13 protein-coding genes are annotated in these 15,682 nt (G+C 67.8%); 9 read left to right on the top strand and 4 right to left on the bottom strand.

Annotation, left to right across the window (positions count from 1 at the left end; genetic code table 11):
• Nucleotides 1-57: 57 nt before the first annotated feature.
• From glnA to CAL25_RS15655, 4 genes are all read left to right on the top strand, one after another.
• On the top strand, nucleotides 58-1,470 hold the full coding sequence (glnA, locus tag CAL25_RS15670; RefSeq protein ID WP_094801675.1) for a type I glutamate--ammonia ligase: 1,413 nt from the start codon (nucleotides 58-60) through the stop codon (nucleotides 1,468-1,470).
• A gap of 92 nt (nucleotides 1,471-1,562) precedes the next feature.
• Entirely contained in the window at nucleotides 1,563-2,624 is a 1,062-nt protein-coding gene (gene glnL / locus CAL25_RS15665; RefSeq protein ID WP_170948520.1) for a nitrogen regulation protein NR(II), read from the top strand.
• Nucleotides 2,621-4,159, top strand: coding sequence for a nitrogen regulation protein NR(I) (gene ntrC, locus CAL25_RS15660; RefSeq protein WP_094801671.1), 1,539 nt, complete (start codon nucleotides 2,621-2,623; stop codon nucleotides 4,157-4,159). Before glnL ends, ntrC begins: the two co-directional genes overlap by 4 nt.
• A 214-nt stretch (nucleotides 4,160-4,373) precedes the next feature.
• The gene (locus tag CAL25_RS15655; RefSeq protein ID WP_094801669.1) at nucleotides 4,374-5,426 is read left to right on the top strand and encodes an ankyrin repeat domain-containing protein; all 1,053 of its coding nucleotides are present in this window, start codon (nucleotides 4,374-4,376) and stop codon (nucleotides 5,424-5,426) included.
• Between the two features lie 153 nt (nucleotides 5,427-5,579).
• Here the strand turns inward: CAL25_RS15655 and CAL25_RS15650 are convergent, their stop codons facing one another.
• Nucleotides 5,580-6,281: a GntR family transcriptional regulator gene (locus CAL25_RS15650; RefSeq protein ID WP_094801667.1), complete on the bottom strand. Its 702-nt coding sequence runs from the start codon at nucleotides 6,279-6,281 to the stop codon at nucleotides 5,580-5,582.
• A gap of 207 nt (nucleotides 6,282-6,488) precedes the next feature.
• Here CAL25_RS15650 and araD point away from each other — a divergent pair, with 207 nt between their 5' ends.
• The 3 genes from araD (at nucleotide 6,489) to CAL25_RS15635 (ending at nucleotide 10,186) form a co-directional block, all read left to right on the top strand.
• Nucleotides 6,489-8,219, top strand: a complete 1,731-nt coding sequence (araD, locus tag CAL25_RS15645) for an L-arabinonate dehydratase (RefSeq protein WP_094801665.1) — start codon at nucleotides 6,489-6,491, stop codon at nucleotides 8,217-8,219.
• Between the two features lie 116 nt (nucleotides 8,220-8,335).
• Nucleotides 8,336-9,055, top strand: a complete 720-nt coding sequence (locus CAL25_RS15640) for a ribonuclease activity regulator RraA (protein ID WP_094801663.1) — start codon at nucleotides 8,336-8,338, stop codon at nucleotides 9,053-9,055.
• A 135-nt stretch (nucleotides 9,056-9,190) separates the two neighbouring features.
• The gene (locus CAL25_RS15635) at nucleotides 9,191-10,186 is read left to right on the top strand and encodes a Bug family tripartite tricarboxylate transporter substrate binding protein (RefSeq protein ID WP_094801661.1); all 996 of its coding nucleotides are present in this window, start codon (nucleotides 9,191-9,193) and stop codon (nucleotides 10,184-10,186) included.
• Between the two features lie 79 nt (nucleotides 10,187-10,265).
• On the opposite strand, the gene CAL25_RS15630 is transcribed toward CAL25_RS15635, so the two are convergent.
• Nucleotides 10,266-11,225 carry a LysR family transcriptional regulator gene (locus CAL25_RS15630; RefSeq protein ID WP_094801659.1) on the bottom strand — a complete coding sequence of 320 codons (960 nt, stop codon included), beginning with the start codon at nucleotides 11,223-11,225 and terminating at the stop codon, nucleotides 10,266-10,268.
• A 182-nt stretch (nucleotides 11,226-11,407) separates the two neighbouring features.
• On the opposite strand from CAL25_RS15630, the gene CAL25_RS15625 reads away from it, so the two are divergent.
• Nucleotides 11,408-12,106, top strand: a complete 699-nt coding sequence (locus CAL25_RS15625; RefSeq protein WP_094801657.1) for a pirin family protein — start codon at nucleotides 11,408-11,410, stop codon at nucleotides 12,104-12,106.
• A 122-nt stretch (nucleotides 12,107-12,228) separates the two neighbouring features.
• Nucleotides 12,229-13,137 carry a pirin family protein gene (locus CAL25_RS15620; protein ID WP_094801655.1) on the top strand — a complete coding sequence of 303 codons (909 nt, stop codon included), beginning with the start codon at nucleotides 12,229-12,231 and terminating at the stop codon, nucleotides 13,135-13,137.
• Nucleotides 13,138-13,147: 10 nt separating this feature from the next.
• Here the strand turns inward: CAL25_RS15620 and CAL25_RS15615 are convergent, their stop codons facing one another.
• Both CAL25_RS15615 and CAL25_RS15610 read right to left on the bottom strand, forming a co-directional pair.
• Nucleotides 13,148-13,927 (bottom strand): ABC transporter ATP-binding protein, encoded by a 780-nt coding sequence (locus CAL25_RS15615; protein ID WP_094801653.1) that lies wholly within the window; start codon nucleotides 13,925-13,927, stop codon nucleotides 13,148-13,150.
• Between the two features lies 1 nt (nucleotide 13,928).
• Nucleotides 13,929-15,614: an ABC transporter permease gene (locus CAL25_RS15610; RefSeq protein WP_094801651.1), complete on the bottom strand. Its 1,686-nt coding sequence runs from the start codon at nucleotides 15,612-15,614 to the stop codon at nucleotides 13,929-13,931.
• Between the last annotated feature and the right edge of the window lie 68 nt (nucleotides 15,615-15,682).

The following is a 15,682-nucleotide window of genomic DNA, read 5'->3' as shown; positions in this document are numbered from 1 at the left end:
CTTGTTTTATGCCGGTCGGGCGACATAGCCCTCGACGCTTTTTCTAATGGAGATGACATGGCAAGCCCCAAAGACGTTCTCAAGCAGATCGCCGATAACGAAGTCAAGTTTGTAGATTTCCGCTTCACCGACACGCAAGGCCGTGAGCACCACGTCTCCGTGCCGACTTCGGCGGTCGATGAGGACAAGCTGGAAAGCGGTCAAGCTTTCGACGGCTCCTCGATCCCGGGCTGGAAGGGCATCGAAGCTTCCGACATGCTGCTCATCCCCGACCTGACCACCGCCAACCTGGATCCGTTCCGCGAAGAGCCGACGCTGATCCTGTCGTGCGACGTGGTCGAACCGTCGGACCTGAAGGGCTATGACCGCGACCCGCGTTCGCTGGCCAAGCGCGCCGAAGCCTACCTCAAGTCCTCCGGCCTGGGCGACACCGCCTACTTCGGTCCGGAACCCGAATTCTTCGTGTTCGACGGCGTGACCTGGAACACCGACATGTCGGGCACCTTCGTCAAGATCAAGTCCGAAGAAGCCCCGTGGTCGACCGGTCTGGAATTCGAAGGCGGCAACATGGGCCACCGTCCGGGCGTGAAGGGCGGCTACTTCCCCGTGCCCCCGGTCGATTCGTTCCAGGACATGCGTTCGGAAATGTGCCTGCTGCTCGAGCAGATGGGCGTGCCGGTCGAAGTGCACCACCACGAAGTGGCCGCACCGGGCCAGCTCGAAATCGGTACCAAGTTCAGCACGCTGGTTCAGCGCGCCGACTGGAACCAGATCATGAAGTACGTGATCCACAACGTCGCGCACGCCTACGGCAAGACCGCCACGTTCATGCCGAAGCCCGTCGTGGGTGACAACGGCTCGGGCATGCACGTGCACCAGTCGATCTGGAAGGACGGCCAGAACCTGTTCGCGGGCAACGGCTACGCCGGCCTGTCGGAATTCGCGCTGTACTACATCGGCGGCATCATCAAGCACGCTCGCGCGCTGAACGCCATCACCAACCCGGGTACCAACTCGTACAAGCGTCTGGTTCCGCACTTCGAAGCTCCGGTCAAGCTGGCCTACTCGGCTCGCAACCGTTCGGCCTCGATCCGTATTCCGTACGTGGGCAACCCCAAGGCGCGCCGTATCGAAACGCGCTTCCCGGATCCCCTGGCCAACCCGTACCTGGCCTTCTCGGCCCTGATGATGGCCGGTCTGGACGGCGTGCAGAACAAGATCCACCCGGGCGATCCGGCCGACAAGAACCTGTACGACCTGCCGCCGGAAGAGGATGCAAAGATCCCGACCGTCTGCGCGTCGCTGGAAGAAGCGCTGGCCGCGCTCGACAAGGACCGCGAGTTCCTGACCCGCGGTGGCGTGTTCAGCAACGAAATGCTGGACGCCTACATCGAGCTCAAGATGCTCGAAGTGACGCGTCTGCGCATGACCACGCACCCGGTCGAGTTCGACATGTACTACAGCCTGTGATCTTCCGCGGCTTGATGGGGGCCTAGGCCCCTTCCAGGGGCGGGCCAAGCGGTAGCTGGCCCGCCGACTGACCCGCCCCGGAGCCCCGAATGATGAACGTAGATGCTTTTGATTTTCTCGCCACGTCCGTTTTTCTGCTGAACGAGCGCGGCCACATCGAATACGCCAATGCGGCTTCCGAAGACCTCTTCGGCCGCTCCCGCAAGCAGTTGCGCGGCGCTTCGGCCGCCACGCTGTTCGACCATCCCGAAGATCTGCAGACGTCCATCGATGGCGCGGTGGCCGGCAAGTTTGCCGACGTGCGCCAGTTGTCGTCTTTCCGCCGCGGCTCCGAGTCCGCGGAAGTCACGGTCACCACCGTGGCGCTGACCGGCCAGACCTGGCCCGTCCTGATTGAAACCCGCGAGATCGAGCAGCGTGTGCTGGCCGACCGCAATCATCGCCTGGTCGACGAAATCGAGTCGCACCGCGAGCTGCTGCGCAATCTGGCGCACGAGGTCAAGAATCCCCTGGGTGGGCTGCGTGGCGCCGCGCAATTGCTCGAAGCCGAGCTGCCGAGCGCCGAGCTGGCCGAATACACGCAGGTCATCATTTCCGAAGCCGACCGCCTGCAGGCGCTGGTGGACCGCCTGAGCGGCCCGCAACGTGTGCCGCTCAATACGCGGCCGGTCAATATCCACGAGATCTGCGAGCGCGTCTGCGCGCTGATCCAGGCCGAGTTCCGCGACAGCGTGACGCTCGTGCGCGACTACGACGCGTCGGTCCCGGACATCCCGGGCGATGCCGCGCGCCTGATGCAGGCCGTGCTCAACGTGGCGCGCAATGCCGCGCAGGAACTCAATCTGCAAAAGGGCAGCGACGTGCCGCCCGGACAGATCGTGCTGCGCACCCGCGTGGCGCGGCAGGTGATGCTGGCGCATCGCCACCACCGCCTCGCCCTCGTGCTGTCCATCATCGACAACGGTCCCGGTGTGCCCGAGCACATCCGCGACCGCATCTTTCATCCCCTGGTGACCGCCCGTGCCGGCGGCACCGGCCTGGGTCTGAGCCTGTCCCAGGATTTCGTGCAACAGCACGGAGGCATCATCGAATTCGAATCCCGTCCCCGGCATACCGAGTTCCGTCTGGTCCTTCCGATGGAGTCTTCATTGTGACGAAACCCGTTTGGATCGTCGACGACGATCAGGCCATCCGTTGGGTGCTCGAGAAAGCACTGGCCCGCGCCGGCATCGCCACCCGCAGCTTCCACCAGGCGCCCGATGTGCTGGATGCGCTCGCGCATGACATGCCCTCGGTGCTGGTGTCCGATATCCGCATGCCGGGCGGCAACGGCCTCGAGCTGCTGCGCCAGATCAAGGAGCGCCACGCCGGCCTGCCGGTGATCGTGATGACGGCGTTCGCCGATCTCGACAGCACCGTGTCGGCCTTTCAGGGCGGCGCGTTCGATTACCTGGCCAAGCCGTTCGACGTGAACGAAGCCGTGGCGCTGATCCAGCGCGCCATGCAGGAGTCCGAGCCGGCCTCCACGCAAAGCGAGAACAGCGAGGCCGCACAGAACAACGAGCGCTGGATGATGACGCAGTCGGCGTCCACCGCCATGCAGGAAGTGTTCCGCGCGATCGGCCGACTGGCGCAGTCCAAGGTCACCGTGCTGATCACCGGCGAGTCCGGCACCGGCAAGGAGCTGGTGGCGCGCGCGCTGCACGGCCACGGCGCCCGCGCGTCGGGTCCGTTCGTGGCGCTCAATGCCGCGGCCATCCCGCGCGACCTGCTCGAGGCGGAGCTGTTCGGTCACGAGCGCGGCGCCTTCACCGGCGCCAACACGCTGCGCCGCGGCCGCTTCGAAGAGGCCCATGGCGGCACGCTGTTCCTCGACGAAATCGGCGACATGCCGATCGAGCTCCAGACCCGCCTGCTGCGCGTGCTGGCCGAAGGCAGCTTTTATCGTGTTGGCGGCGCCCAGCCGGTGCGCGTGGACGTGCGCATCGTCGCGGCCACCCACCAGCCGCTCGAGCAGCGCGTGGAGCAGGGGCTGTTCCGCGAAGACTTGTTCCATCGCCTGAACGTGATCCGCCTGCGTCTGCCGCCGTTGCGCGAGCGCATCGAAGACATCCCGGCGCTGGCCAATCACTTCCTGGCCGCGAGCGCGCGCTCGCTCGGCGTGCCGGTCAAGCGCCTCACGCCCGAGGCGGTGTCGGTGCTCACCAAGTTCGATTTCCCGGGCAACGTGCGCCAGCTCGAGAACTTCTGCCACTGGCTGACCGTGATGGCGCCGGGCCAGACCATCGATCGCAATGACCTGCCGCCCGAGATCCGCGCGGTGGAGCATCAGTCGCACGTCATCAACGCCAATCCGGCGCGGCCGCTGGCCTCGTCCGAGGCCGGCACTGGCGCCGCCGCGCCTGCGCCGGCCGCCGGCGGCTATGGCGGCGCAGCGGCGAGCGCCTATGCCGCCGTCGACGAGGTGCCCCGCAACTGGCAGGACGCCCTGTTGCGCGACGCGCAGTACCGTCTCGAACGCGGCGAGCCCGCCGTGATGGCGACGCTCACGCGTCAGTTCGAGAAAATCCTGCTGCAAAGCGCGCTGGACGCCAGCCGCGGCCGCCGGGTCGAGGCCGCATCGCGGCTCGGCATCGGCCGCAACACGATCACGCGCAAGCTGCGTGAATTGGGAATTGCCGACGAATAGATCAAGGCAGCCAACCCAAGGGGAAAGGGGAGAGCGCAAAGCGCCGCCCGGAACGATCCCCCCAGCGCCGGGCGTTGGGGGGATTTTTCTTGGACGCGCACCCGATCCAGCCGCTCACACGCCGTTTCAAACTGACAACGATGCGCGTGCGTCGCGGTTTACGCTCTGGCCCCGAGCCGGCGCGATGCCGGCGCCAGTCTGGAGATCCACGCGCATGGCCAAGGCGAAGAAGAAACTGCTGCCCAAGAATTTCGACGAACTGCTCGAGGCGGGTGACCACGAGGCGCTCAAAGCGGTATTCGAGACCTGCGCGCTCGATGCGCGCGGTGGCTACAGCAAGCAGACGGCGCTGGCGTTCAACGACTTTCCGGATGCGCTGGTGCGCTGGCTGGTGGAGCAGGGCGCCGACATCGGCGCGGTCGACAGTTACGGCGAGACGCCGCTGCATGCGCGGGCCGGCCATTGGCAGGGCAGGATCGAGGTGCTGCTGGATCTGGGCGCGGACGTGAATGCGGGCGAGGGGGCGCGCGGCACGCCGCTCCAGGAGGCCGCGGGCGTGGGTAACGCGGCCAATGCCCGGCTGCTGCTGGCGCGGGGCGCCAGGGTCGACGCGCTGAATGCGCAACGGCTTACGCCGCTCGAGTATGCGCTGCAGCGTTGCAGCAATACGCAGTTGTGCGGCATGGCCGAGGTGGCCTGCGTGCTGCTCGACGCCGGCGCCGCCCGCACGCCGCGCATGACGGATTTCGTGACCCGGCTCGGCGAAAACTTCGAGTTTCATCGCGCCAATTTCGATCCCGATTCGGTGGCGGAAACCAGCGCGGCGCTGGATCGGCTCTACGCGCTGTTCGACGTGCCGCCGGTGCCGCGCCGCGTGTTGCACGACGGCAAGACGCCGATCGTCGCGCGCGCGGGCACGTGGGAAGACCAGCATCAGGAACTGTGGGAGTTGCTGGTGCCGTCGAGCGGTGCCGCGGCCACGGTGCAGGGCGAGGTGATCCGCGTCACGGGCAAGATCCATCGCGAGCTTTACGGCAACGGCGGGGTGAACTGGGGCGCGGATTTCCGCGCCATGGCGGATGCGCTGCTCGTGCATCTGGGCTCGGGCGCGGCGCTGCCGGCGGCGCAGCGCGACGAGGCGGCCACCCTCGTTGCCGAGGTCAAGCGCAAGGACGGCGATACGTTCCGGCTCTGCGAACTGGCGGTGGCCTGGGTGGCGCTGAATCCGAAGCCCGTGGCGTTGCCGGCGCCGGCCTACAAGCGCTAGGCGGGGCGGCAGGGCGTGTCTGGCAAGCCCGGCCGCGCGCGATGCGCGGTGCGTCATCCGCGATGCGCGATGCGCGATGCGCGATCCGCGATGCGCGGTGCGCGATCCGTGATGCGCGATCCGTGATGCGCGGTGCGGGACCCGCGAGCCGCGCTACGCCAGCCTGACGTAATCCGGATAGCGCTGACAGATCTCTTCGACCTGGCTCAGCGTGCCCGACAGATGCTCGCGCAGCGCCTGCTGCGCGCCCGTGGCATCGTGCGCCGCGATGCGGTCCAGGATGCGCTGATGGTCGTCGAGGATGCGCTCGGCCTTGCCCGTTTCGGGCAGGTGCAGGCGGCGCAGGCGGTCGACATGGCCGCTGTAGCGCTGTTCCAGGTCCCAGAGGCCGGCCACGCCGGCGGCCTCGTGCATGTCGCGGTGAAACGCCTGATCGGCGGCGATGAAACGCGGGTAGTCGTCGGCGCGGCGCGCGGCCTGCTGCGCGTCGATGTGCAGTTGCAGGCGGGCGATCAGCGCCGGGTCGTCGCGCTGGGCCAGCAGGTTGACGATTTCGAGCTCGAGCGAACGGCGCAGAAAATGCGCCTCGCGGGCGGCAGCCACATCGATGCGGCTGACCACGGTGGTGTGCTGCGGAAAGATGTCGACCAGGCCGGCCTCGGACAGCCGCATGAGGGCGTCGCGGATCGGCGTCTGCGACAGACCGAAGGCCTCGGCGAGCTCCGGCCGGGCCAGCACCGTGCCCGGTTTGAGCTCCAGCGATACGATCAGGTCGCGCAGCTTTTCGAAGACCTGCGGCGCGGCATGGCGCGAGCGGTCGAGGTTGAGCACGGGCAGGACGTCGGCGAGATTCATGGGCGAAAAAGTGCGGTAGCCAGGATAGAGCCACGAGGTATTGCACGACCCTCCGGCGTGTCGCCAGAAGGGCCGCGGAAGCGCGCCGGCCTAGGGATTTTACCGGTCGGCACTTCGTTGACATACTAATATATTAGTGTTTCAATCTTCTGCATAGCCGGTGCAATCCCGGAACAGACCGGCGCACCCGGCACCATGGAGACAGCAATGAAGCGGAGTTACGAGAGCCTGCGTAGCGCGCGTTGGATGGCCAAGGACGACCTGCGTTCGTTTGGTCATCGTTCACGCATGATGCAGATGGGTTATGCGCCCGAAGACTGGGTCGACCGGCCGATGATCGCGATCATCAACACCTGGTCCGATCTGAACCCCTGTCACAGCCACTTCAAGCAGCGCGTCGACGACGTGAAGCGCGGCGTGTTCCAGGCGGGCGGATTCCCGGTGGAGCTTCCGGCGATCTCGGTGTCCGAGTCGTTCGTCAAACCCACCACGATGCTCTATCGCAACTTCCTCGCCATGGAAACCGAGGAGCTGCTGCGCAGCCATCCGGTCGATGGCGCAGTGCTCATGGGCGGCTGCGACAAGACCACCCCCGGGCTCATCATGGGCGCCATCAGCGCCAATCTCCCCTGCGTCTACGTGCCCGCCGGCCCGATGCTGCGTGGCAACTGGAAGGGCAAGATTCTCGGTTCCGGTTCGGATGCCTGGAAGCTCTGGGACGAGCGCCGCGCCGGCAACATCAGCAAGGCCGAATGGACCGAAGTCGAGGGCGGCATCGCCCGCAGCTACGGCACCTGCATGACCATGGGCACCGCCAGCACCATGACCGCCATCGCCGAGGCCATCGGCATGACGCTGCCGGGCGCCTCGTCGATTCCGGCGGCCGACGTGAACCACATGCGCATGTCGGCCGAGTGCGGTCGCCGCGCCGTGGAGATGGTCTGGGAAGACCTCACGCCGCAGAAGATCCTCACCACCGCCTCGTTCAAGAACGCCATCAACGTGGCCATGGCGATGGGTTGCTCCACCAATGCCATCGTGCACCTGGTCGCCATGTCGCGCCGTGCCGGCTGCCAGGTCACGCTCGACGACTTCGACGCGGCCAGCCGCAAGGTGCCGGTGATCGCCAACATCCGGCCCAGTGGCGACACCTACCTGATGGAAGACTTCTATTACGCCGGCGGTCTGACGGCGCTGATGGAGCGTCTGGGCGAGCATCTCGATCGCAGCCCGCTCACCGTGACCGGCAAGTCGATCGGCGAAAACATCGCCGGCGCGCAGGTCTACAACGACGACGTGATCCGGCCGCTGGACAACGCCATCTACGACGAGGGCGCGCTGGCGGTCCTGCGTGGCAACATCGCGCCCGACGGCTGCGTCATCAAGCCGAGCGCCTGCGCGCCGCAGTTCCTGCAGCACACCGGGCCCGCGCTGGTGTTCGACGACTATCCCAGCATGAAGGCCGCGGTCGACGACGAGAATCTCGACGTCACCGCCGACCACATCATGATTCTGCGCAATGCGGGGCCGCAGGGTGGCCCGGGCATGCCGGAGTGGGGCATGCTGCCGATCCCGACCAAGCTCGTGAAGCAGGGCGTGCGCGACATGCTGCGTCTGTCGGATGCGCGCATGAGCGGCACCAGCTACGGCGCCTGCATTCTGCACGCCTCGCCCGAAGCCTATATCGGCGGTCCGCTGGCGCTGGTGCGCACCGGCGACCTGATCACGGTCGACGTGCCCGCCCGCACCATCCACGTGAACGTGAGCGACGAAGAGCTCGCCGCCCGCCGCGCCGCCTGGACGCCGCCGCCCAAGCGCTACGAGCGCGGCTATGGCTGGATGTACTCGCAACACATTCTGCAGGCCAACGACGGCTGCGACTTCGATTTTCTCGAAACCGATTTCGGCGCGCCCGTGCCGGAACCCGACATCTTCTGATCCCCGCGGGGGCTGGCGCCTCGGCCCGGCCCCCGCGACGCATCCCGCGCCCCGCACCGCCAGCCGCACCTCGGCGCGTCGCGCCTCGCATCGCCCCCTTTCACCGGAGATTCGCCTTGTCCAAGCTCAACCCCGATACCCGCAAGCGCCTCTTGGGCGTGAGCACCGCCACGCTGTGCACCGCGCTCTTCAAGCGCGGTCTGCGCAACCAGTTCATCCAGGACGTGCATCCGCTCAATCCGAACCAGCCCAATATGGTGGGCGAGGCCTTCACGCTGCGCTACATCCCGGCGCGCGAAGATCTGAACTCGATCAAGGTGTTCGAAGACCGCAGCCATCCGCAACGCCTCGCCGTCGAGACCTGCCCCGAGGGCGCGGTCATGGTGATCGACAGCCGCAAGGATGCGCGCGCGGCTTCCGCGGGCTCGATTCTCGTCACCCGCCTGATGAAGCGTGGCGTCGTCGGCGTGATCACCGACGGTGGCTTCCGCGATTCGCCCGAGATCGCCGAGCTCGGCATCGCGGCCTATCATCAGCGTCCCTCGGCCCCGACCAATCTCACGCTGCATCAGGCGCTCGACATCAACGTGCCGATCGGTTGCGGCGACGTGGCGGTGTTTCCGGGCGATGTGATGGTGGGCGACCGCGAAGGCGTGGTCGTGATTCCCGCGCATCTGGCCGACGAGATCGCGGCCGAAGCCGTCGAAATGACCGCCTTCGAAGACTTCGTGACGGAAGAAGTGCAGGGCGGCGCGTCCATCCTGGGCCTGTACCCGCCCACCGAACCGGGCACGCGCGAGCGTTTCGCCGCCTGGCGCCAGCAGAAGGGCCGCTAGCGCGAGGCTTCATATACGCGGGCGGCAGTGCGCCGGCGTCATCGGAGGCAGGCGGGCAGACATAAGCCCGCCGCGTCCAGCTCGTCCGGCGTCCCATCGCGGGCGCCGGGCTCATCGAGAAGGCAGGAGACAAGCATGAACTCTTTACGCAACCCGGTTGCGCGCGCCGTCGTGGCCGTCGCGACGGCCGGCGCCGCCCTGGCTTTCGGCGCGGCGCAGGCCGCCGACTGGCCGAGCCAGAAGCCGATTTCCTATGTCGTGCCGTTCACCGTGGGCGGCTCGACCGACGTGGTGGGCCGTGTGATCGCGCAGAAGCTGGGCGAGCGCCTGGGCCAGAGCGTGGTGGTCGAGAACAAGCCCGGCGCGGCCGGCGGCATCGGCGCGACCTACGTGGCCAAGGCGCCGCCCGACGGCTACACGCTGTTCGGCGGCACCATCAGCACGCACGCGATCAACGCCAGTCTGTACAAAAGCCTCAAGTACGATCCCGTGAAGGACTTCGAGCCCGTGTCGCTGGTCGCCACGCTGCCGAACGTGCTGCTCGTCGATCCCAATCTCAACGTGAACTCGGTGCAGGACCTGATCGCGCTGCTCAAGCGCGACCCCACCAAGCGCACCTTCGCGTCGTCCGGCGCCGGCACCTCCACCCATCTGACCGGCGAGCTGTTCGCCCGCACCATCGGCGTGCCGCTCACGCACGTGCCGTACAAGGGCACGCCGCCCGCGATGATCGATGTGTCGTCGGGCGCGGTGACCTTCATGTTCGACCAGATGACGGCCGCGCTGCCGCTGCTGCAGCAGGGCAAGCTCAAGCTGCTCGCCGTGACCACGCCCAACCGCATCGCCCTGTCGCCCGACACACCCACGCTGGCCGAGGCCGGCGTGCCGGGCTTCTCGGTGGCGTCGTGGCAGGCCGTGTACGCCCCGAAGGGCACGCCCAAGCCCATCGTCGACCACCTGTCCAAGGAGATCGCCGCGATCCTGAAAGAGCCGGACGTGCAGGAGCGCCTGGGCAAGACCATGGGAATGGAACTCGTGGGCGGCACGCCCGAGCAGCTGCGCGAGCTGATGGCCTCGGAAATCCCGCGCTGGGCCAAGGTCGTGCAGGAGTCGGGCGCAAGCGTCGACTGACCGCCTTCCCGGCATCCCGAACCGGCCCGCATGGGCCGGTTTTTCATTGTGCGCCGACTAGCCGCGGCCGTGGCCGCGGCTAGTCGGCGCGCACGCCGAGCAGCGACTCGCACAGCCGCGGCGAGCGCAGCCGCTCCAGCCACCACTTGAGCGCCTGCCCGGCCGCTTCGGGGCGCCACGCGTACACGACGTGTTCGGTGAGCGGGATCACATCCGACGTGGGGCACACCACGAGTCTGCCCTGGGTGATGTACGGGGCGGCCAGCGTGAGCGGCAGGTGGCCGCAGCCCAGGCCGCGCATCTGCGCTTCGATCTTGGCCTCCATGGTGGGCATCACGATCATGGCCTGGTTCTGCAGCACGCCCCGCGTGCGCGGCGGCAGGTTGCGCGAGGTGTCGGCCACCACGATGACGCAGTGCGCGGCGATGTCCTGCGGCGTGAGCGGGCGGTCCAGGCGGGCGAGCGGATGATGCGGGGCCACGCAAAAGCCGAACTGCGTATCGCCCATGGGCTGGCTGCGATAGGCCCCCGCGGGCGCGGCGGCCGCGTCGGCGCCGATCACGAGGTCGGCCCGGTTGGACATGAGCGCATCCCAGTTGCCGCTCAGTACCTCGGTGGAGAAGCGCAGCGTGGTGGCGCTCGCCACCGATTCAAACTCCCGCATCAGGTCGTAGAGCGGCTCCAGCGGCAGCACGGCGCTGACGGCGATGCGCAGCTCTACCTCCCAGCCGGTGGCCACGCGCTTGACGCGGCAGGCCAGATCATCCAGCGACTGCAGCACCACGCGGCCATCGTCGAGCAAGGTCTGGCCGGCTTCGGTGAGCCGCGCCTTGTGCCCGGAGCGGTCGAACAGCAGCACGTCCAGGCCGTCCTCGAGCTTGCGCACCGCGTAGGTGACGGCGGAGGGCACCTTGCCCAGCTCGCGGGCCGCGCGGGCGAAGCTGCCGTGGCGCGCGATGGCGTCGACCATGGCGAGCAGCTCCGGGGTGATCGAGGTGATGTCGGGGGCGGCCGGGGACGGGCGGAAGGGGCTGTTCATCGAGGGAGGCCTGGGATCATTCAATTAATTTGAATGATCTCATCAAATCCACGCCACCTCAATGCCGGGCCCGGCGCGCAGAATGTGATTCATCCGGTGAACGACACCGGAGCGCCAGACGGAATAGGCTGGACTGGCATCCGACAACAGATCGTTCATCAAATCGAAACCAGGAGTACACCATGATCACCCTTCGCCCCGCCGCCGATCGAGGACACGCCAACCATGGCTGGCTGGATTCTTGGCACACGTTTTCGTTCGCCAACTACTACGATCCCGAGCACATGGGTTTTGGCCCGCTGCGCGTGATCAACGACGACCGCATCGCGGCCGGCCGCGGCTTCGGCACGCACGGCCATCGCGACATGGAAATCATCACCTACGTGCTGGACGGCGCGGTGGCGCACAAGGACAGCATGGGCACCGGCTCGACGGTGCGCCCGGGCGATGTGCAACGCATGAGCGCCGGCCGCGGCGTGCTGCATTCGGAGTTCAACCCGCAGCCCGACGCCGGTACGCACATGCTGCAGATCTGGATTCAGCCCGACGTGACGGGCATCGAGCCCGAGTACGATCAAAAGTCGTACTCCGCCGAGGACAAGCGCGGCAAGCTGGTGCAGGTGATTTCGCCGGACGGCGCCGACGGCTCGATGCGCATTCACCAGGACGCGCGTCTGTACGCCGGCCTGTTCGATGGCGCCGAAACCGCCGAGCTGCCGCTGGCGGCGGGCCGCAAGGCCTGGGTGCATCTGGCCCGCGGTAACGTGACCGTCAATGGTCAGGTGCTGCAAGCCGGCGACGCCGTGGCGCTCGATGGCGAAGCCAGTGTGCGCATCGAACACGGCGATGCCGCCGAAGTGCTGGTGTTCGACTTGCCGTAAAGTGGGATGCGTGGCGCGCCCCGGCCTCGAGCCGGGCGCGCCGCGCCGAGTCCCGCGCCGCCTTCGCTCTTGCCTGTCCGGGCGCCTTGCCCAACTCTTCCTACCTCCGACTCAGGTGTCTCATGTCCGATCTGTCCCATTCCGAACCCTCCAGCGCCGTCGATACGGTCGTCGTGCCCCGCACCAGCGACCTGGGCGATTTCGAGGTGAAGCGTGCATTGCCGTCGGCCCAGCGCCGCTCGGTCGGTGCGTTCGTGTTTCTCGATGAAATGGGTCCGGCCCTGTTCCCCGCGAACACCGGGATGGACGTGCGGCCGCACCCCCACATCGGCCTCGAGACCGTGACCTACCTGTACGAGGGCGGCATCATGCACCGCGACAGCGCGGGCCACACGCAGCTGATCTCGCCGGGAGAAGTGAACTGGATGACCGCCGGCCGCGGCATCGTCCACTCCGAGCGTTCCTCGGAAGAGGCGCGCAAGGGTCCGCAGCGGCTCTACGGCCTGCAGACCTGGGTGGCCCTGCCGCGCCAGCACGAAGAGACCGATCCGGGTTTCACGCACTACGGCCTGGACGCGCAACCCATCGTCGAAGGCGAGGGCGTGCGCACGCAGGTGGTGGCCGGTACGCTGTTCGGCAAGACCTCGTCGGTCAAGACCCTGTCGCCGCTGTTCTACGGCGACGTGCAGATGCGCGCCGGTTCGCAGGTGCAGCTCGACGCGGAGTACGAGGAGCGCGCCGCCTATCTGGTGCAGGGCACGATCGAGGTCGATGGACTGGTGTTCGAGCCGGGCCGTCTGGTGGTGTTCAAGCCCGGCTGTCCGGTCACCGTGAAGGCGCTCACCGAAGCGCGCTTCGCGGTGTTGGGCGGCGAGCCGCTCGATGGCCCGCGCTTTATCTGGTGGAACTTCGTGTCGAGCAGCAAGGACCGCATCGAGCAGGCCAAGGACGACTGGTCGCGCGACCGCTTCAATCAGGTCGTGCCGGGCGACGAGAGCGAGTTCATTCCGCTGCCGCCGCCGCGCGTCTGAACGATCTGCCTCAGCGGCCCCGCGCGTAGGCCTGTTCGCGCTGTTCTGCGAGGGCCTCGCGGCGGATGAAGTCGCGCACGAAGTCGCTGGCCGGTTGATGGCGCAGGTTGTAGGGCGTGTCCCACTGCGCGATCTCGCCCTTGGCCATGATGCCGATCCGATCGGCGATGGCGAAGGCCTCGGCCTGGTTGTGCGTGACCAGAATGGCGGTGTGGCCGGTCTTCTTGAGGATGTCGCGCACCTCGAAGGCGAGGCGTTCGCGCGTGTCCACGTCGAGATTGGAGAAGGGCTCGTCGAGCAGCAGCAGCTCGGGCGAGGGCGCCAGCGCGCGCGCCAGGGCCACCCGCTGCTGCTGGCCGCCGGAGATCTCGTGCGGATAGCTGCCCGCCACATGCCCCAGGCCCACGAGCTCGAGCATCTCGGTGACGCGCTCGGACCGCGCGGCGCGCTCCAGCTTGCGCAGGCCGAAGGCCACGTTCTCGCTCACCGTGAGATGCGGGAACAGCGCGTAGTCCTGGAACATCATGCCGACGTTGCGGCGTTCGGGCGCCACCTGCTCGGTGGGCGAGGACAGCACGCGTCCGGCCAGCGCGATGTGGCCGGCGCGCACCGGCTCGAAACCGGCGATGCTGCGCAGCACGGTGGTCTTGCCGCAGCCGGATTCGCCCAGCAGGCAGCCGATGTGGCCGGCGGGCAAGCCCAGGCTCAGATCGCTCACGATGGTCTTCAGGCCGGCGGGCGTGTCGTAGCCCAGCGCGATGTTCGAAATTTGTAGCAGGTCGGACGACATCTCAATGTCCCATCTTCAGGTTCGTGCGCGCCAGCAGGATCACGGGCAGGAGTCCGGCCAGCACGATGGCCAGGGCCGCGACCGCGCCTTCTTCGTAGGTGCCGCGCGCGGCTTCGGCGTACAGCCAGGTGGCCAGCGTGTCGAAATTCATCGGCCGCAACAGCAGGGTGGCGGGCAGCTCTTTCATGGTGTCCACGAACACCAGCAGGGCGGCCGCGGCCAGGGCCGGGCGCAACAGCGGCAGGTGCACGCGGCGCAGCGTGCCGGCGGGCGTTTCGCCCAGCAGCCGCGACGCCTGTTCGAGCGAGGCCGGAATGCGCGCCAGGCCGGCCTCGATGCCACCGGTGGAGATCGCGAGAAAGCGGATGGTATAGGCGCAGACCAGCGCGCCCATGCTGCCCATCAGCAGCATGCCCTCGAAGCCGAACAGGCCACCCGCGGCGCGGTCGATCCAGGTGAACGGCGTGAGCAGGCCTATGGCGAGCACGGTGCCCGGCACGGCGTAGCCCAGGCTCGCCACGCGGGCGCACATGCGGCCCGGGTTGAAGCGGGCGCTTTCGCGCAGCGTGCGGCCGGCCCAGGCCACGATCAGGCCGCAGACGAGCGTGATGACCGTGGCGGCCGTGGCGATGATGAGCGTGTTCTGCAGGCCGGTGAGCAACTGCCCCGAGACCCCGCCCACCAGATGCAGGCGCTTGTAGGTTTCCCAGACCAGATAGGCCGCGGGCGCCACGAAGCCCAGCAACACCGGGATCCAGCCCAGCACGATGGCGAGCACGGCATGCACGCCGCGCAGACGGCGCGGCTGCATCGGCCGCATGCGCTGGGTGTTGGCATAGCGCTGGCGCTTGCGGCCCTGGCGTTCGAGCAGGATCAGCGCGACCACGAACAGCAGCATGGTGAGCGCGATCTGGGCCGCGCCCGCCAGGTCGGAGCGCGTGACCCAGGTGGTGTAGACCGACACGGTGAGCGTCTGCACGCCGAGGAATTCGGAGGCGCCGATGTCGTTGAGCGTTTCGAGCAGCGCCAGGCTCACGCCCACGGCGATGGCGGGGCGGGCGAGCGGCAGCGCCACCCGCACGAAGACGCCGACGCGGCCGGCGCCCAGCGAGCGCGCGGCCTCGAGCAGGCTGGCGGCCTGCGTCATGAACATCACGCGCGTGCTCAGGTAGACGTAGGGGTAGAGCACGAAGCCCAGCACGAAGATCGCGCCCCAGATCGAGCGCAGGTCGGGCAGGCGGAACTGGCGCGGGCTGTCGTAGCCCAGCAGAGTGCGGATCGCGCCCTGGATCGGGCCGATCGGATGCAGCAGATCGAGGTAGGCGAAGGCGATGATATAGGTCGGTACGGCCAGCGGCAGCAGCAGCGCCCAGGTCAGCATCCGCCGGGTCGGGAATTCGTAAGCGGTGACCAGCCAGGCGGCGCCGGTGCCCAGCAGCGTGACCAGCACGCCCACGCCGGCCAGCAGCATCGCGGTGTTGGCGAGCGCCTGCGGCAGGACGTACTGCGCCAGGTGCTGCCAGTGGGCGAGGTCGGCGTCAGCGGCCCACCAGACGAGGGCGGCGATGGGGGCGGCGACGGCCAGCGCGATCAGCAGGGCGCCGATGAGCCAGCCCGCGCCACGTTCTGAACGGCGCGGCCACCAGCGGACGGGGGCGGGCACCCTCGCGGTCGATTCGATATGCATGCTTCTTCAGGTAGGGAAAGCACAAAAGCGGCACGAGGCCGCTTTGCCGATCTGCACTGCATGACGCG

The sequence above is a fragment of the Bordetella genomosp. 5 genome (assembly GCF_002261315.1).
Lineage (GTDB): Bacteria > Pseudomonadota > Gammaproteobacteria > Burkholderiales > Burkholderiaceae_B > Bordetella.
This window is presented reverse-complemented; position numbering and strand designations above follow the sequence as displayed.